An 18,643-nucleotide genomic window follows, 5' to 3' on the forward strand; every position below is an offset into this window, starting at 1 on the left:
ATTCACCAATCTTTGTCGAGCTACTCGCGAAGATTTCTCCTTCGTCGAAATGACAAACTAGACGAACATTTTAAAACCTATGACTATATTTTTATTTCTTGTAATAACTGCTTCATTGCTAAAGCGCCTCCAGCAATGCTTTTTATATTTTTAAATTGATATTTTTGAAGCAATTCGGCCGCAATTTTACTTCTAATTCCAGATTGGCAAAAAACGTAAATAGTTTGATTTGAATTCAATTTTTTAATTTGATTTTCTAAATGCAGCAACGGAATTTGAATACTATTTTTCAATTTGATTTTTGGCGCTTCATCTTCATTTCGAACATCTAAAAAAAGAACCTCATCGTTTTCTATTTCATTCAAAAGAAATTCAAATTTTACTTCTTCAATCTGATTTTCAGATGAATTGTATTTCTGTTCGAAATCTTCTTTGTTCATTTCTAATTTTGAACTCTTTTCGAAATCATACTTCTGCTGTTCGTTATTTAAAATAGTATAAACCAGAATTTTTCCACTCAAAACTTCACCAACTCCAAGAATTATTTTTAGAACTTCATTGGCCTGAAACATTCCGATAATTCCAACGGAAACTCCAATTACGCCAGCATCTTCACAATTTGCCGCATTCGAATTTTCATCAGGATACAAACATCTGTAAGTTGGTCCGTATTGATAATTGAAAACTGAAACTTGTCCTTGGAATCTAAAAATAGATCCGTAAACCATTGGTTTATTGCTCACTAGACAAGCATCATTAATTAAGTATTTTATCGAAATATTGTCTGTTGCATCAACAATAATATCGTATTTTTCGAACAATGAAATTGCATTTTTTCCAGATAATTTTTCTTCAAAAACATTCACTTTCACTTCCGGATTCAGTTCTGAAAGCATTGCTTTTGCTTCTATAACTTTTCTTTTTCCAACCGCCGAAGTTTTATAAATTACTTGTCTATGAAGATTGGAAACTTCAATAAGATCATCATCTACAATCCCAATTTCGCCGATTCCTGCAGCAGCTAGATAAGGCAGAATTGAAGCAGCCAAACCTCCAGCACCAATTACCAAAACTTTAGATTTCAGTAATTTGTACTGACCAATATCTCCAATTTCAGGAAGTATAATTTGTCTCTTATATCGTTCCGTTTCACTCATAAAATTGTTTTTAACCTCCGGCAAATGGCGGCAATAAAGCCACAATATCGCTAGTTTTCAATGTATAATCTACTTCTTTTGAAACTATTTTTTGATTTACTGCAACGCTAAAAGTTAGTGATTCGAACTCATATTTTTGGCTTAAATTCTGCAAAAGTCTCTGCAATGATAATTCTTCTGAAAAAGATAATTTTTCAAATTCACATTTTGTTTTCTCAGCAACAGCTCCAAAATATTTAACCTCGATCATTTTTATAAATTTAAATTTTGAAAAATGAATTCATCATCAAAATGCTCCTGAAAATATTCTGTCAGTTTTGATGTGTTTTTCACCACTTCACCAATCACGATAATCGCAGGTGATGAAATATTCTTTTCGGATACCAATTTAGTAATTGTACTTATAGTTCCGATTGCTTTTTGTTCTGAATTTTTTGTTCCGTTTTGAATAATTGCGACTGGAAGGTCGTCATTTCTATTCTCTTGATAAATCGAAATAATCTCATTTAATTTATGCATGCCCATCAAAATAACCACAGTCGCAGCCGATTTTGATGCTAAATGAACATCTTTTGATAATTCGTGATTTGAAGTTGTTCCCGTTATAACCCAAAAGCTTTCAGCAATTTTACGTTGTGTCAAACTGATTCCAGCTGTTGCTGGAACGCCCAAAGCAGACGAAATTCCTGGAACGACAGCGGTTTCTAAGCCAAATTTTACCGCGTAATCAATTTCTTCGCTTCCTCTTCCAAAAATAAAAGAATCTCCTCCTTTTAAACGAACCACATGTCCGTGAAGATTTGCCATTGAAACTATCAAATCGTTAATTTGATCTTGCGTGTAGGCGTGACAGCCTAAACGTTTACCGACAAAAACAATTTCTGCATTTGATGCATATTCTAGCAATTCTTCGTTTACCAGAGCATCGTACAGAACTACATCGGCGCTTTCTAAAGCTTTAATTGCTTTTAATGTAATCAATTCAACATCGCCTGGACCTGCGCCTACTATCGTCAATTTTGGTGTTTTTGAATTTCGCATAGTCTTTTAAGTTAAATTGATATTTAGATCATTCAATTCGTCAGCCGAATTAATATTGGTTAAATGGAAGTTTTCACTTTCTTCTATATTGATGATTTGATGAGGCAATTTTGCCAACAAATCCATCATTTTTAATTCATTCGAATCAATTGCTTCTTTAATGGCTGCAACAATATTTTTGGAATAAATTCCAATTAAGGGATGTGTTTTGCTTTCGGATGCAAAAACTGTTATCTCAGCTTCTTTGGTATGTTTTGAAATTAATTCTTGCAATAATTCTGTTGAAATTAATGGAATATCACAACTTAAAATCAGATTAAATTTGGTTTCCGAATGTGACAATGCCGTGAAAATTCCGCCTAAAGGCCCTTTATCTGCAATTAAATCGGGAATTTTTTCATAACCCAAATAATCGTATTCTTTTGATGATGTAATCAATTTAATTCGATCCGTAATAGGCAAAATCGCCTGAATAATGTGTTCGATAAATGGCTTACCTTGAAACAAAACCAATCCTTTTTCTGACTGCATTCTGGTGCTTTTTCCTCCGCAAAGAATAAATACTGATATTTTCATGGTTTCTTTCTTTTTCAGGTTTCAAGCTATATGCTTTATTTATAAAACGCTTTTCAATATTAGAAATAGAATTGCTGTTCTCTTTCTATTTGTTTCTTTCTTCTATCTTTCTACAAAATTTAATCAATTGGCAGAATCGTTACCGATGAACCTTTTTTTATGTTTTCAACATCATGCGGAACGATTACTAACCCATTCGCTATAGCGAAAGTATTTAGCATTGCCGAACTTTGTCCTTCTAGAATTTCAACGCTGCTTTCATTATATAATGCTTTTAAGAAAAGTGTTTTTCCTGTAGTATTAGTAATCTGATTCTGTAACTTACGGACAATTTTTGGCAAATGCGTATTAGAAAATCCCATTTTGTTTTTAACCGCAGGATATACGTAGATATAAAAATTAGTTAATGACGATGCTGGATTTCCTGGTAAGGCAAATACTAAAGTATCTTTTTTAGCACCAAAAAACATGGGTTTTCCAGGTTTCTGATTGATTTTATAAAAAAGCTCTTGTACTCCATTTTTCAATAATGCTTCTTTTACAAAGTCATAATCGCCAACCGAAATTCCGCCAGAAATTAATACAATATCATTCTTTTTAAGGATGGACTGTAATGCTTTTTTAGTCGCTTTTAGATTGTCTTTAACGGTATGAACTTTAACTTTATTAATTCCGATTGTCTGAAGTGCAGCTTGCAACATTACTGAATTGCTTTCGTAAATTTTTCCTTTTGGAAGTTTTTTTCCTGGTTTTATCAATTCATTTCCAGTAATCAAAATGGCGATTTTGGGCTTTTTATAAACTGTTATTTCTGTAATTCCTAAACAAGCTAAAAAACCAATTGCTGCAGGAGTAATCAATGTATTGGCATCAAAAACAACATCTTCAGCATTAATCTGTTCACCTTTATTTCTTACGTTGGCAAAAGCTTCTGGTTTTTTGGCTATCAAAATCGAATCTTCATTAGCCATAACATGCTCTTGCATTACAACAGTATCTGCTTTTTTAGGAACATAAGCTCCTGTAAAAATACGTACTGCTTCATTTTCTTTTAGTTTTATATTGTTATGATCTCCCGCTTTAGAAGTTCCAACCACATCAAATTGATGCCTAATAGAATGTGTAAAAGCATAACCGTCCATTGCTGATTGGCGAAACGGTGGCATTGAAATAGGCGAATAAACTGTTTCTGCCAAAATATATCCTAACGCTTTACTCACCGAAATTTTCTGCGTTGATAAAACCGAACTATTTGCCGCAACAATTTCTAAGGCTTCTTTTACTTCTATCATTTTCTTTTTAATTATAAAACTAAGTAAAAATACTTATTACAAATATAAGTATTTATCATTAGGTTGGTTCAAAAAATTCTATTTTCTTTTAATACCTATAAAATTACTTTAATTTATTCAAAATCAACTTTAAATTCTTATTTAGATTTTACAAAATTAAAACTAGAAATTGCTCTACAGAGCTTTTTTACTTCATTTGAAATTCAAAAAAACCATTTTAAAGGGAATTTAAGAATAAAAAACAAGAGTAAATTACTACAATTTTGCATGGTTTTTAAATTATTCTTTAACAATTATCTCAAACTCAATTATCTTATCAAGTCCTTTAAAATAAGGCATTCGCAAAAAATAAGGATATTTCACAAGGCTTGTAGCAGCATATTTTTCAAAAAAAGTGCATCAAATTTTTGGTTTTTATTATATAAAATTTAACTTTGTCTATAGGATTAGTAGAGTTTAAAATAGTATTTCAAACCTTAAAAACTATTATTGTGAAAACAACAGAAAGCATATCGCGTTACATTCTTCGTAAAAACTACACTTATAGCACTATTTGTTATATGTGTATCTGTTGTTAATAATCTACATATTTTGTTTGCCTTTAGATTTCATATCGAAGCAAATCTTTTAAAACACCACCAAAAATATTTACTGAATTTAACCAAAGGTCTCTTTCGATGCAATTATTTGTATTGGAGCAGATTCTTGAAACTATATCTATTATTCAATAAATTAAATAACTAACAATTAAAAAAAACTAAAATGAAAACAATGCAAAGCTGTTGCTGTAAATAAAAAAAGCCATTTCTGCGGCAACAGAAATGGCGAGGCTTAAAGAAACATTTATCACTAAATCAAGAACACTTTTAGAGTGCTGTATAAACAGTGCTCAGGGCGTCTTGTTAATTACTTAAAACCAGTACAAAGAAATGAAAAAAAAATTAAACCTATATATACTCTTGCAGTTGCTCTTTATAACGGCAGGAATACAAGCCCAAAATACCACGCCTCTTATTCAATCTAAACTTGACGGAACTGTTGTAGATGCTATTACAAATCAGCCTATTATAGGGGCTTCTGTCAATATTAAAGGAACAACTCACGGAGTTGTAACAGATACTGAAGGAAAATTTTACTTTCAAACGGGACAAAAATTTCCTTATACTTTGATCGTAAGCTACATTGGATATAAAAAACTAGAAGTCACTGTTGAAAAAAACCCTGTTATTATTAGTCTTAGAGAAGAACGCCAAGAATTAGACGAATTGGTAGTTGTTGGTTATGGAACTCAAAAAAGAAAAGACATTACAGGTTCTGTCGCTTCGGTTCCAAAAGCCAATTTATCTCAGGTAACTTCTTCGGCAGATAACCTATTAAGAGGCGCTGTAGCGGGGGTTGTAGTCACACAAAGTTCTGGCCGTCCTGGAGCATCATCGAGTGTTCGCATTCGCGGAGGAAACTCGATTACTGCTGGTAACGAACCGCTTTATGTTGTTGACGGAATTTTAATTTACAATGATAACAGTAACAGTTCGGCAGGAGTAACTTATGCTGGTGCCAGCGTAAATGTTCTTTCGACAATTAATCCTGCTGATATAGAATCTATTGAAGTTTTGAAAGATGCTTCTGCAACGGCAATTTACGGTTCTCGTGGTGCAAATGGAGTTGTGATTATTACAACTAAAAAAGGAACAAAAGGTCAAGATAATATTTCTTACCAAGGTTATTTTGGATTCCAAAATATTTCAAAAAAACTGAAATTAATGAATGCCAGTGAATGGGCAAGTTTAAGAAACGATGTTCAGGCAAGTATTGGACAAGCGCCTTCTTTTTCTCCAGAACAAATCGAAGCTTTAAAAACTTCTGGAAATTACGATTGGCAGTCTGCGGCTTTTGTTACTGCAGCACCTGTTCAAAACCATAACTTATCTTTTTCTGGCGGAGACGAAAAATCGAGATATGCAATTTCTGCAGGATATTTTGATCAAGACGGTATTGTTTTAGGTTCTGATTTTAAACGTATTTCGCTTCGTGCCAATTATGAAAGAAACTATTCTCAGAAATTTAAATTTGGAGTAAATGCTAATTATACCAATTCAATTGCAAATGGTGTTGGTACAAATGGAGGCGCGGCGGCGGGAAGAAATCCGAACCCGCTTGTTAGTGTGCTCTTAACAGCTCCTGTTGTACCTATTAAAAATGCAGACGGAAGCTATAATGTAACCAACAATCCTTATGCAACTTCTGTAAATGGTTATGTTCCGAATCCGATTAACGATTTGGATAATACAATTAACGAAACCAAATTAAACCGAATTCTAACCAGTTTATTTGGCGAATACAAATTCAATAAAGAATTAACTGCAAAAGTGGCTGTAAGCGGTGATGTTTTAAATACAAAACAAAATTATTATGCGCCATCAAACACAACAACAGGAGCGGGAACAAAAGGTTTAGCTTCTATTGGAGAAAGATCAGTAGGTTCTGTTTTAAATGAAAACACACTGAATTATAATACTCATTTTGGCGAGAATCATAAGTTTTCTGCTTTGGGAGGTTATACGCTTCAATATACAAAAGGCGAAGTTGTGAATGCTGGTGCTCAAACTTTTGTTAATGATGCCAATACTTACAATGCTATTCAAGACGGTGTACCTGTAAAACCATACAGCGATGCTTATGAAAGTGTATTAAAATCATGGTTAGCAAGAGTAAATTATTCATATAAAGGAAAATACAACTTTACGCTTTCAGGTCGTGCGGATGGTTCTTCTAGATTTGGTTCAGAATCGCTTTGGGGTTACTTTCCTTCTGCGGGATTTTCATGGAATATTACTGATGAAGAATTTGCCAACAATATTAAAGGCGTAACCGAGGCCAAACTGAGAATTACAGCAGGAACAACAGGAAACCAAGAAATTGGAAATTATCTTCCACTTGCTTCAATGGGATCTGTAAATTACTCTTTTGGAGGAACTTTATACACTGGTCTTGCTCCTACTCGATTGGCAAATCCAGATCTAAAATGGGAAAAAACAAACCAATATAATGTTGGATTGGATTTATCATTATTGGATCGAAAAATCAATTTTGTTTTTGATGTGTATTACAAAAAGACAAAAGATTTATTAATTAACGTTCCCGTGCCTTTGAGTTCAGGTTATGCAACTGTGCTTCAAAACATTGGAGGAGTTGAAAATAAAGGTTTTGAAGTTGGTTTAACTACCGAAAATATCAAAACAGAAAACTTCGCTTGGAATTCAAACATTGTATTTTCTCTCAACCGAAATAAAGTTACTGAGATTGGAAATGGTGTAAACGAATTTTTTCCAGTAGTTCCAAATGGTTCTTTATTACAGCAACAGCCAGTTATTGTAAAAGTAGGTTTGCCTTTGGGAAGTTTCTGGGGATACAAAACCAACGGAATATTCCAGACTCAGGAAGAAGTTAATACGCAACCAAAAATCAACAGTTTAGCAAATACAAAAGTTGGAGACAGAAAATATGTTGATACAAACGGAGATGGCGTAATTACAGCTCTTGACAAAGGAAATCTAGGAACTTCTCAGCCAAAATTTGTTGGAAGTTTCAGCAACACCGTTTCATACAATGATTTTGATTTGAATTTCTCTTTTCAAGGAGCATACGGAGGAAAAATCTTTAATGCTTTAAATCAGCAATTAGAAATTTCTACGCTTGGGACTAATGCAGCCGCGACTTTAAATGATCGTTGGACACCAACCAATCCGAGTAATGAAATTCCGAGAGCTTCTAGTTCTCCACTTGGAATTGTTTCTGAACGATACGTAGAAGATGCTTCTTTCTTACGATTAAAATTAATCACTTTAGGATACACTTTACCAAAAAGCGTTTCTAAAAAATTGGGAACAAAAAGCGTAAAAATCTACGTTTCAGCAGAAAACTTAATTACATGGACAAAATACACTGGCTATGATCCAGAGGTAAGTTCATATGAACAAAACAACTTATATCCGGGAATTGACTTTGGTTCTTATCCAAACTCTAAAACATTCATCTCGGGCTTGAACGTAACTTTCTAAGTAAAAAAATATCAAAATGAAAAAGATCATTATAACATTCCTTTTAAGTGCTGGCCTATTGGCATCGTGCGCTGATCTAGAGGTAACACCAACCTCTTTTGTAACCGAAGACAATTATTTTGTCACTCAAGATGATGCCGTTGCAAGTGTAACTGCTGTTTACGCTTCTTTAAGCCTTGATCCAGGTGAGCAAAGTTTGTTTGGAAGAAACCTTTATTTCTTGACTGATATGGGATCTGATTATGCAGCTGCAGGAGTTTCTGCAACAAATCCGCAGGTTAGAGCAATGAGCAGTTTAACGCATGATGCAACTAATGACCGTGTTCAAGTAGCTTGGAGACAAATTTATAACGGAATCAATAGAGCCAATGTTTCTATTGACAATATTTCGAAAGTTTCTGGTTCTGAAGTAATCAAAACTAGATTAATTAATGAAGCTAAATTTATTAGAGGACTATTATATTTTCAGGCAGTTCGTCTTTGGGGTGGCGTTCCGATTGTTTTACACGAATCTACTTCTATCAATTTGGGAGATTTAAAAACTAATCGTTCAACAGTTGACGAAGTTTACAATCAAATCATTAAAGATTTGACTGATGCCGAAGCTTTACCCAAAACCTATACTGCAGCAGATGCTGGGCGTGCTACTTCTGGTGCTGCAAAAGCAATTTTAGCCAAAGTGTATCTAACTAGAAAAGACTGGCCAAATGCTATAGCAAAATCTAGAGAAGTTATTAATGGAGGTTACGGATATGCTTTGTTTGAAGATTTTCAAGACATTTTCACTAAAACAAAAAAGAACGGAAAAGAACATATTTTCTCGGTTCAATTTGAACCAAATCAGGCAGGAAATGGTTCTAGCGGAAGTACTTTTCAAGCAACTTCTTTTACTGGATTTACAGCGACTGAACCAGCAGATATTATATCAGACGTTGCTTTGTTTTATGATATTTATGCCCCTGGTGATAAAAGAAGAGATGTGAGTTATGCCAAACAATTGCTTAATCCGTCAACGGGAACACTTTACACTTTTCCGAAACCAATCTTCAAAAAATACTTGGATTTGTCTAATCTGGCAACACCTTCAAACGTAGCGATCAACTTTCCTGTTATTCGTTATGCGGACATTCTTTTGTCTTTAGCGGAAGCGATAAATGAACAAGGTGGACCAACTGCAGAAGCTTACGAATTAATTAATCAAGTACGTAGAAGAGCTTTTGGAAAAGATATTACAACTCCAGATGCATCTCTTGATTTATCTGGATTAGACCAAACTTCTTTTAGAGCAGCAATTCAAGAAGAGCGCAAAAAAGAATTTGTTCAAGAAGGACAGCGTTGGTACGATTTGGTAAGATGGGGAACATTGGTTACCGAAGTGAAAAAAGTAACGGCTAAAAACTCGGTTTCAGAAAGAAATAATCTTTATCCGATTCCGCAAAGCGAAAGAAACATCAACCCTGATGGATTACCGCAAAACCCTGGATATTAAATAAAACCATATAACTAGAAAACTATAAAACAATGAAAAAATTTAAAAATAGCATTACATTCAAAAGTCCGAAAAAAGGGCTTTTGGTTACAGCTTTCCTTATTGCACAATTAGGAGTAGCACAGGAAAAAACAGAATTTAAAGGTGTAATCGGTAAAACTTTAGCTGATTCTAAAGAATATTGGCCAGAACCTGTAACGGCTCCAAAAGGCGCTCCGAATATTGTTTGGATTCTTTTGGACGACGTTGGATTTGGAGCTTCAAGTACTTTTGGAGGTTTAATCAACACTCCTACTTTTGATAATCTTGCTAATAACGGACTTCGTTATACTAACTTTCACACAACAGCAATTTGTGCTCCTACCCGTGCTGCTTTATTGACCGGTAGAAATTCAGGAAGAGTTCACGTAAGCGGATTTTCTCACACTATTTTATCTGCCGGTTTCCCAGGTTGGGACGGAAGAATTCCTTCTGATAAAGGAACAATTGCAGAGATTTTACGTGACAATGGCTACAACACTTTTGCAGTTGGAAAATATGGTGTTACACCAGACGAAGATGCTACAGATGCGGGTCCGTTTGACAGATGGCCGACAGGAAAAGGTTTCGATCATTTCTACGGATTCTTAGGTTCGCAAACCGATCAATACAATCCTGATTTGGTAGAAGATCAAACTCATATTAAACCTGATGGACGCCACTTAAATGAATTGATTACAGACAAAGCTATCAGTTATATTCAGAAACAGCAAAAAGCTGCGCCAGGAAAACCATTCTTCTTGTACTATGCGCCAGGAGCAGTTCACGCACCTCATCAGGTTGCCGAAAAATGGGTTGAACCTTATAAAGGAAAATTTGATGAAGGTTGGGATGTTTACCGTGAAAAAGTATTGGCAAACCAAAAGAAATTGGGAATATTTCCTCAAAATGCAGGACTGCCAGATCGTAACGCTTTAATTACAGAATGGAAAAAATTAACTCCAGACCAAAAGAAAGTATATGCAAGATTCATGGAAGTTTACGCTGGATTCTTAACCTACACAGATTACGAAATTGGAAGAGTTGTAAACTATTTGAAAGAAAGCGGACAATTGGATAATACTTTAATCTTTGTTGCTATTGGTGATAACGGCGCTAGCAAAGAAGGAACGCTACAAGGAACAATCAATCAGAGTTTGTTTGCTCAAGGAAAAACAGATGAAGAGAATTTCCAAAGCAATTTAAACAATATTGGAGAAATCGGAACGGCTAAAGGATTAAATACTAATTATCCTTTAGGATGGGCACAAGCAACCAATGCTCCTTTCAAAAACTGGAAACAGGATGCACATTCAGAAGGAGGAACTCGTAACCCATTGATTGTATTTTATCCAAACGGAATTAAAGATAAAGGCGGAATCAGAAATCAATACAGCCACGTAACCGATTTACTTCCAACTACATTAGCTATTGCAGGAATAAAAGCGCCAGAATATATCAAAGGAATCAAACAAGATATAATTCAAGGTTCTTCTTTCCAAGCCTCTTTAGATAATCCTAAAGCAGAATCATTACACAAAGTTCAATATTACTACATCTTCGGAAACAGAGCCATTTACAAAGACGGATGGAAAGCTTCTGCAGCACATTTACCAGATTCTTTTGCAGTAAAAAAATCTCTAGGAAGCAATGAGAAACCTGCTCCAAGCAATTTTGATACAGATGTTTGGGAATTATACAATCTAAACGAAGACTTTAACGAACGTAATAATCTGGCAAAAAAATATCCTGAAAAACTGGCTGAACTTCAAAAATTATTTGACGAACAAGCAAAAGAAAACAATGTGTATCCATTGATTGATTGGCAGGACGTTTACAACAGAAGAATCCACAACACAGGAGCTGATAAAGGAAAAACAGTTTCTGACTTAATCAAACAGGCTACTAAACCTGGAGGAACCAATAACTAAATTACACAACCTGCAAGGTTTTTCAAACCTTGTAGGTTTAAATTAAAAGCTAAAAAAAAATACCTACAAGGTTTTAAAAACCTTGCAGGAAATAAAAAGAGTAATTATGAAACGAGTAGATTATGAAATTATAGGAAAAAAGATTGTCGTGGGGATAATCTTGTTTTTAGTTCCACTGGCTATTCTTGCTGGCGGATTAGCAGTAGTAAATAATTTTTTAAAGTAAGAGATCATGGCAATAGTTCAAAAAGAAAAATTAACGAGAGACTTAACAATAAGTTTCTTCATTTATTCATTGCCTGTAGTGGCAATTTACCTTTATTTTAAATTAACTGGAGGAGCGATAAGTCAGTCGCATATTACACTTCCATCATTTTTAGAATTTGCACAGCCTGTCTTTGCAAACATCAGAACTTGGGGATTAACTGTTTTTATGCTAGTTCTTGGCGTAATCGAATTTGCAGCTGGTTTGTATGATGACGAATGGACAGGCGAAGAACGTAAAATAGACATTGTTTGTTTCCTAGCGCCAAAATTGCTTTTACCTCCTGTAATTGCTTTTTTTAGTTTAACAGCTTTGCCTTATTTGTTGCCAAATTTGGCTAATTCATTGTCATGGGTTCCATTTTGGGGAGGCTTTTTCTTAATCGCCATTGCAGACGATTTAACGCAATATTGGTATCATAGATTGCATCATCAGGTTCCGTTTTTATGGCGTTTTCATAGAACGCATCACTCTGCTCCATATATGGGAATGGCTATGGCTTCTAGACAAAACTTTATTTATACCGTTTTCTTTTCTCAAATTTATTTGACAGCGACTTTAACATATTTAGGTTTAGGACTTCCGGCTTTATTTGTTCTGGTAATCAAAAGCTTTATCACTTTGGGAGCGCATTCAAGCATTAAATGGGATAAACCTTTTTACAAATACAAAATATTACATCCAATTGCTTGGGTTTTAGAAAGACTTATTTCTACTCCAGCAACGCATCATGCACATCATGCTGATACAAGCGGAGACGGTGTTGGGCATTTTAAAGGAAACTTTGGAAACATGTTTTTTATCTGGGATGTCATTTTTGGAACAGGATTAATTACCCGTAAATATCCAGAATCGTATGGAACAAAATCATACAAACAAGAAGAATGGTACGCACAGTTTTTATGGCCAATTTTTAAATCTAAAAAAGAAGGAAGTTCACTTTCTGAAGGAGTATTATCACTTCCTTTAAAACCTAAAGCAGTTACTGAAGAAACTCCTAAACCAGTTTTAGAACAAGTATAATCTTTTCAGATATGAAAAATCATTTTTTTAAAATCAGTATAACAGCAATTGCCCTTTTATGGGTAATTGCTGCTTTTTCGCAAAATGAAATTCATAATTCATTATCTTTAGATTCATTTTATTCGAAAATAAAAAGCCAAAAGAGTCCGCAGATTGTTGATGCGAGAACGTCCGAAGAATTTGCTTTAAACCATATCGAAGGCGCTGTAAATTTTAATCTTCAATCTGAAAATTATTTACAATCTGTTTCAAAACTTGATAAATCTAAACCTGTTTTTATTTATTCTATCGGAGCAGGAAGAAGTGTTGCTCTAGAAAAAGAATTGCTAAAAAATGGTTTCTCAGAAGCTTACAGTTTAGAAGGCGGAATTGCTAACTGGATTGGAAACGGAAAGCCTTTTTATTCGAATCTAAAAAGCAAATTATCATTGGCAGAATTCAATAAAATTATTGCCGATAATAAAACTGTTCTAGTAGATATTGGTTCCAAATATTGCGCGCCTTGTAAAAAAGTAAAACCCATTTTGGAAACTATCCGATCGGAATACGGAACCAATTTAAAGATCTTAGAAATTGAGTTAGAAGACAGTCCGCAGGTTATTGCCGATTTAAAAACCGTAAGAGTTTTTCCGACTTTGATTTTATACGAAAATGGAAAAATTATTTTTAAGAAAGAAGGCATCAACGATTTGAAAAATGAGGTTGATGTTGCATTGGCTTCGAAATAATCTCGAAACTTTTTACACTTATGTAACCATAATATTGTCATTTCGACGAAGGAGAAATCTTCGCAAGAAGCTCTACAAAGATTGGATATTCGTTGCGGAGTTACTCGTGAAGATTTCTCCTTCGTCGAAATGACAAAAATGCGTGTAAAACTTTGACAGAGTTCTATAATCGTAATATTTGTCAGGCTGAGCGAAGTCGAAGCCACGCAACCAAAATCGCCAATCTTTGTAGAGTTTCTTGCGGAGATTCCTCGTTCCTCGGAATGACAAAAATGCGTGTAAAACTTTGTCAAAGTTCTAACATTCCAATCAATACAAACCAAAAACCATACTATGGCAACCTATAGAAAAATAACCAAAATTGCTCTCCCCTTTTTACTTGTACTTCTGATTATAGCAGCATTTTTATTCTGGCCAATTAATACAGACGGAACATTAGTCAAAGAAGATCAAAAACTTGCAAAAGGGAAAAAAGATTTTTTGGCTTCAAAACCTAAAGATTCCGTTTCCGGAAAAAAGACCAATGTCATTATTATCCTTGCTGATGATTTAGGCAAATATGATATTTCGCTCTACGGCGGAAAATCGACTCCTACTCCGCAGATCGATTCTTTGGCTGCTTCGGGAGTTACTTTTACTGATGGATATGCATCTGCAGCAATTTGCTCGCCTTCACGCGCTGGATTAATTACAGGAAGATATCAGGAACGTTTTGGTCATGAATATCAGCCAGGTGATCGCTATCCAAAAAACAATTTGGAATATTACGGTTTTAAATATTTAATTAAAACAGACAATTGGAGATTAAATGATAAAATCAATTATCCAAATGAAGCTTCAATTGCAACACAAGGACTTCCAAAATCAGAAATCACATTTGCCGATTTAGCTAAAAGACAAGGTTACAGCACTGCAATAATCGGGAAATGGCACTTGGGTCACAACAAAGGATTTTTCCCTTTAGATCGCGGTTTCGATTATCATTACGGGTTTTATCAAGCTTTCTCACTTTATACGCCTGAAGATGATAATCCAGATATTATCAATCATCATCACAAAGATTTTACCGATAAAACGATTTGGGGCAAAGGACGAGTTGGAATTGGCCAAATTAGACGAGATTCTACTATTATCGATGAAAAAGAATATTTAACTGAAAAGTTTGCTGACGAAGCCGAAGCCTTTATTGATAAAAATAAAAATAAGCCTTTTTTACTTTATCTTCCGTTTAATGCGCCTCACACTCCTTTTCAAGTTCGCAAAAAATATTACGATCGTTTTCCGAATGTTAAAGACGAAAACAAACGTGTTTATTTTGCTATGATCAGCGCTTTGGATGATGCCGTTGGGCGAATTCGAGAAAAAGTCAAAAAAGAAGGTTTAGAAGATCATACTTTAATCATTTTTGCAAGTGACAATGGTGGTGCCGATTATACTTTTGCTACAACAAATGCTCCTTTAAAAGGTGGGAAATTTTCTCATTTTGAAGGCGGAATTAATGTTCCGTTTTCACTTTCGTGGAAAGGAAAAATCAAACCTCATACAATTTACAAAACACCTGTAAGCACTTTAGATATTTTTACAACAATTGCCGCAGCTATTGGTTCTGATTTACCTAAAGACAGAGTTTATGACGGTGTTGATTTAGTAAAAACAGTAAATGAAAACACAGTAGCGCACAAAGATTTGTATTGGCGTTCTGGTGATGCAAAAGCGGTTCGAAGTGGTGATTGGAAATTAATCATTAGCGGAAAAACGCATGAAAAATGGCTTTATAATCTGGCTTCAGATAAATCGGAAACAAAAGATTTAGCACAACAAAATCCGCAGAAAGTAAAAGAATTAGAAACAGCTTTACAAACTTGGGAAAAGAGTTTAATTAAACCACTTTGGCCCAATCTGACTTATTATGAATTTGACTTTGGCAAACAAAAATACTTTGTCGATTTGTAAACTTTAAATATAAATACTCCTCTCCTGCAAGGTTTCCAAAACCTTGTAGGTTTGTTTTTAACTACTCCAATAATTACTTAATACCTACAAGGTTTTGGAAACCTTGCAGGAAAGAAAAAAATCAAAATGTCAACCTCAACAAAATTTACTATTCACGAAGATTGGACCGTCGTAATTCTCGGTTTTCTCATTATCGGAATTTCACTTTTTATTTTTCTGCCAGAAGTTCCCTTTTTTAAATGGACAAACGGAACAGACTTAATAAACAATATTTTCGAAATCAAAAACCTTCAAACTATAGGGTTGCAATTTATTTATTTCCTTTTAATTGGAATTATCGGAACTTTTTTAGTTGGAAAATCAGTTAGGAATTTCATTCTTGCATTTCCAATAATTTATTTCCTTACCCTAATTGCGCTAATTCTTGCCGGAAATGCAAAAATCAAAGCATTAAATCTGGAAGCAGTTATTTTCAGTTTAATAATCGGATTAATAATTGGAAATTTATTCAAACTTCCAGAATGGTTTCGTTCTGCTTTATCAACTGAGCTTTTTGTCAAAATTGGCTTGGTTTTATTAGGCTCGACTGTTATTTTTTCAGACATTCTAAAAGCAGGATCTTTAGGGTTAATTCAAGCTTTGGTTGTTGTTTTATCTGTCTGGTATTTTGCCTTTTGGCTTTGCCGAAAATTAAAAATTGATGATGAATTGACTTTGATGATTTCGAGTGCTGTTTCTATCTGTGGCGTTTCGGCAGCGATTGCAACTTCTGGAGCCATAAAAGGAGATTCTAAAAAATTATCTTATGTAATTTCTATCGTTTTGGTCACAGCCATTCCAATGATGATTTTTATGCCAATGATTGCCAAATACTTTAATTTTCCTGAAGAAGTTACAGGAGCTTGGCTCGGAGGAAGCATTGATACTTCTGGCGCCGTAGTTGCTTCTGGAACTTTGGTTGGCGAAACGGCATTAAAAATCAGTACTATTGTAAAGTTTTCTCAAAATGTTTTATTAGGAATTGCTGCTTTTGCCATTTCTATTTATTGGACTTATACGCACAACAAATCGGGAGAAGCTTTAGAATCAAAACCATCACTTTATGTCATCTGGGAACGTTTTCCAAAATTTGTTATTGGGTTTATTGGCGCCTCTATAGTTTTCTCTTTTTTCATTACACCCGAAACTCGAGAAACTGTCAAGGAAAGTTTAAAAAATATTCAGGGCCTTTGGTTTGCTTTGGCCTTTACAAGTATTGGTCTAGAAACCAATTTCAAAGATCTGCTTCAAAACAATAGCAAAAAACCTTTGATTACTTTCTTAATCGCACAGTTATTTAATATCATCATTACACTTATCATTGCTTTTTTACTCTTTAGCAAATAATTTAAAGAGAGCTTTAAAAACAAAATATAATACTATGAATACCAAACTAAAAAACATTTTACTTTCTTTCCTTCTCTCAGGAACAGGATGTATTTACGATTTAAATGCTCAGAATAATGCATCAAAACCTAACATCGTTTTGATTTTGGTTGACGACATGGGCTATTCGGATTTAGGAAATTACGGATCTGAAATTAGTACGCCAAACCTTGACCGGTTGGCAAAAGAAGGAACTCGTCTACGCGAATTTTACAATAACTCTATCTGTGCACCAACAAGAGCTTCTTTACTAACGGGACAATATCAGCATAAAGCGGGAGTTGGCTTTTTTGACGTCAATTTAGGACTGCCAGCTTATCAAGGATATTTAAACAAAGAATCTTTAACATTAGGAGAAGTTTTCCGTTCGGGCGGGTACAGTACCCTTTTATCAGGAAAATGGCATGTTGGTTCAGAAGATCAAGCCCAATGGCCAAATCAAAGAGGTTTCGATAAATTTTATGGCATCTTAAAAGGAGCTTCCAATTATTTTGACACCAAACCTTTGCCTTTCGGAAAAACGCCTTATCCAGTAAAATTAATTCGCAATAACGAGGAATTGCACCCAAAAGATGATTCCTATTATTTTACAGATGAAATTGGAAATAACGCTGTTACTTTTTTAGACGAACAAAATAAAGAAAACAAACCTTTCTTCTTATACTTAGCTTTTACTGCTCCGCACTGGCCATTACAGGCAAAACCCGTTGATATTGCAAAATACAGAGGGAAATTTGATGAAGGTTGGGACATTTTAAGAGAAAAAAGAATCAAAAAATTAAAAGAAAACGGAATTTTACTACCAGACCAAACTATTGCCCCGAGAGATCCAGAAGTTCCAGAATGGAATAAACTGACTTATGATGAAAAACAATTCTGGAAAGCAAAAATGGAAGTTTATGCTGCAATGGTAGATAATATGGATCAGAATGTGGGCAAAGTTTTAGATAAACTGAAAGCACTTAAAAAAGACAAAAACACACTGATTATTTTTATTTCTGATAATGGTGCTCAAGGCGGATTCAATACTTACAATCCCTTAGGAAGAGGTTTGGTTAGAAATGATGGGCCTATTGGAACTTCGGGATCATTTGATTATCAGGAACAAAACTGGGCATATTTATCGAATACTCCATTACAGGATTATAAAAACAATATGCATGAAGGAGGTTTTAGTTCACCGTTTATAGCTTGGTATCCTTCAAAAATTAAAGCCGGAAGAATTGACAAAGGAACAGGTCATATTATTGACCTTGCTCCTACTTTCTATGAATTGGCAGGAATTGAATATCCTAAAAATCTAAACGGTGTTACTTCAAATCCGCTTGCTGGCAAAAGTCTGTTGCCTGTTTTATTTGACAATGTTTCTGAAGTAAACAGAGGCGCACCGTTATTTTGGGAAAGAGCTGGAAACAGAGCGGTTAGAGAAGGAAAATGGAAATTGGTCTCTATTTATCCGTCATACCAATGGGAGCTTTATGATCTTGAAAAGGACCGAGGCGAAACAACAAATGTTGCTGCTCAAAACCCTGGAATTGTAAATGATCTTTCAGCAAAATATTTTGATTGGGCAGACAAAACAGGAGTCGTAGAATACAGCAAATTTAAGTTGAAACCGGAAACAATGCCTGGCGGCGCTGCATTAAAAAAATAATTACTTTTTTTGATATTTTTAGTAATTATA

Annotated in this window: 13 protein-coding genes; 8 read left to right on the plus strand and 5 right to left on the minus strand. The window is 34.4% G+C overall.

Features of this window, described 5'->3' with window-relative positions; all coding sequences use genetic code 11:
* Positions 1 to 83 precede the first annotated feature (83 nt).
* The 5 genes from JC605_RS11755 to glp form a co-directional block, all read right to left on the minus strand.
* A complete protein-coding gene (locus JC605_RS11755) occupies positions 84 to 1,157 on the minus strand; it encodes a HesA/MoeB/ThiF family protein (RefSeq protein ID WP_198856370.1) in 1,074 nt (357 codons plus the stop codon).
* Positions 1,158 to 1,167: 10 nt separating this feature from the next.
* Positions 1,168 to 1,407, minus strand: coding sequence for a MoaD/ThiS family protein (locus JC605_RS11760; RefSeq protein ID WP_198856371.1), 240 nt, complete (start codon positions 1,405 to 1,407; stop codon positions 1,168 to 1,170).
* Between the two features lie 2 nt (positions 1,408 to 1,409).
* On the minus strand, positions 1,410 to 2,198 hold the full coding sequence (cobA, locus tag JC605_RS11765; protein WP_198856372.1) for a uroporphyrinogen-III C-methyltransferase: 789 nt from the start codon (positions 2,196 to 2,198) through the stop codon (positions 1,410 to 1,412).
* Positions 2,199 to 2,204: 6 nt separating this feature from the next.
* Entirely contained in the window at positions 2,205 to 2,774 is a 570-nt protein-coding gene (locus JC605_RS11770) for a molybdenum cofactor guanylyltransferase (protein ID WP_198856373.1), read from the minus strand.
* Positions 2,775 to 2,893: 119 nt separating this feature from the next.
* Positions 2,894 to 4,066, minus strand: coding sequence for a gephyrin-like molybdotransferase Glp (glp, locus tag JC605_RS11775; RefSeq protein ID WP_198856374.1), 1,173 nt, complete (start codon positions 4,064 to 4,066; stop codon positions 2,894 to 2,896).
* A 929-nt stretch (positions 4,067 to 4,995) separates the two neighbouring features.
* Between glp and JC605_RS11780 the strand changes: the two genes are divergently transcribed.
* The 8 genes from JC605_RS11780 (at position 4,996) to JC605_RS11815 (ending at position 18,613) form a co-directional block, all read left to right on the plus strand.
* Complete coding sequence (locus JC605_RS11780; protein WP_198856375.1) at positions 4,996 to 8,127, plus strand: TonB-dependent receptor; 3,132 nt, start codon at positions 4,996 to 4,998, stop codon at positions 8,125 to 8,127.
* Between the two features lie 16 nt (positions 8,128 to 8,143).
* Positions 8,144 to 9,616, plus strand: coding sequence for a RagB/SusD family nutrient uptake outer membrane protein (locus JC605_RS11785; RefSeq protein WP_198856376.1), 1,473 nt, complete (start codon positions 8,144 to 8,146; stop codon positions 9,614 to 9,616).
* A 32-nt stretch (positions 9,617 to 9,648) separates the two neighbouring features.
* The gene (locus tag JC605_RS11790; protein WP_198856377.1) at positions 9,649 to 11,565 is read left to right on the plus strand and encodes an arylsulfatase; all 1,917 of its coding nucleotides are present in this window, start codon (positions 9,649 to 9,651) and stop codon (positions 11,563 to 11,565) included.
* Between the two features lie 232 nt (positions 11,566 to 11,797).
* Complete coding sequence (locus JC605_RS11795; protein WP_198856378.1) at positions 11,798 to 12,853, plus strand: sterol desaturase family protein; 1,056 nt, start codon at positions 11,798 to 11,800, stop codon at positions 12,851 to 12,853.
* Between the two features lie 11 nt (positions 12,854 to 12,864).
* Entirely contained in the window at positions 12,865 to 13,581 is a 717-nt protein-coding gene (locus tag JC605_RS11800) for a thioredoxin domain-containing protein (protein WP_198856379.1), read from the plus strand.
* Positions 13,582 to 13,914: 333 nt separating this feature from the next.
* Positions 13,915 to 15,534 carry a sulfatase-like hydrolase/transferase gene (locus tag JC605_RS11805; RefSeq protein ID WP_198856380.1) on the plus strand — a complete coding sequence of 540 codons (1,620 nt, stop codon included), beginning with the start codon at positions 13,915 to 13,917 and terminating at the stop codon, positions 15,532 to 15,534.
* Between the two features lie 126 nt (positions 15,535 to 15,660).
* Positions 15,661 to 16,920, plus strand: coding sequence for a YeiH family protein (locus tag JC605_RS11810; RefSeq protein WP_198856381.1), 1,260 nt, complete (start codon positions 15,661 to 15,663; stop codon positions 16,918 to 16,920).
* A gap of 34 nt (positions 16,921 to 16,954) precedes the next feature.
* Entirely contained in the window at positions 16,955 to 18,613 is a 1,659-nt protein-coding gene (locus JC605_RS11815) for an arylsulfatase (protein ID WP_198856382.1), read from the plus strand.
* Positions 18,614 to 18,643 lie beyond the last annotated feature (30 nt).

The organism is Flavobacterium sp. IB48 (assembly GCF_016405855.1).
Classification (GTDB): Bacteria; Bacteroidota; Bacteroidia; order Flavobacteriales; family Flavobacteriaceae; genus Flavobacterium; species Flavobacterium ginsengisoli.

What these genes read in the sequence shown, in the direction of transcription:
- JC605_RS11755 (WP_198856370.1), bottom strand. Translation starts at nt 1,157, where the DNA reads ATGAGTGAAACGGAACGATATAAGAGACAAATTATACTTCCTGAAATT.
- JC605_RS11815 (WP_198856382.1), top strand. Translation starts at nt 16,955, where the DNA reads ATGAATACCAAACTAAAAAACATTTTACTTTCTTTCCTTCTCTCAGGA.
- JC605_RS11785 (WP_198856376.1), top strand. Translation starts at nt 8,144, where the DNA reads ATGAAAAAGATCATTATAACATTCCTTTTAAGTGCTGGCCTATTGGCA.
- cobA (WP_198856372.1), bottom strand. Translation starts at nt 2,198, where the DNA reads ATGCGAAATTCAAAAACACCAAAATTGACGATAGTAGGCGCAGGTCCA.
- JC605_RS11800 (WP_198856379.1), top strand. Translation starts at nt 12,865, where the DNA reads ATGAAAAATCATTTTTTTAAAATCAGTATAACAGCAATTGCCCTTTTA.
- JC605_RS11810 (WP_198856381.1), top strand. Translation starts at nt 15,661, where the DNA reads ATGTCAACCTCAACAAAATTTACTATTCACGAAGATTGGACCGTCGTA.
- JC605_RS11760 (WP_198856371.1), bottom strand. Translation starts at nt 1,407, where the DNA reads ATGATCGAGGTTAAATATTTTGGAGCTGTTGCTGAGAAAACAAAATGT.
- JC605_RS11790 (WP_198856377.1), top strand. Translation starts at nt 9,649, where the DNA reads ATGAAAAAATTTAAAAATAGCATTACATTCAAAAGTCCGAAAAAAGGG.
- JC605_RS11805 (WP_198856380.1), top strand. Translation starts at nt 13,915, where the DNA reads ATGGCAACCTATAGAAAAATAACCAAAATTGCTCTCCCCTTTTTACTT.
- JC605_RS11770 (WP_198856373.1), bottom strand. Translation starts at nt 2,774, where the DNA reads ATGAAAATATCAGTATTTATTCTTTGCGGAGGAAAAAGCACCAGAATG.
- glp (WP_198856374.1), bottom strand. Translation starts at nt 4,066, where the DNA reads ATGATAGAAGTAAAAGAAGCCTTAGAAATTGTTGCGGCAAATAGTTCG.
- JC605_RS11780 (WP_198856375.1), top strand. Translation starts at nt 4,996, where the DNA reads ATGAAAAAAAAATTAAACCTATATATACTCTTGCAGTTGCTCTTTATA.
- JC605_RS11795 (WP_198856378.1), top strand. Translation starts at nt 11,798, where the DNA reads ATGGCAATAGTTCAAAAAGAAAAATTAACGAGAGACTTAACAATAAGT.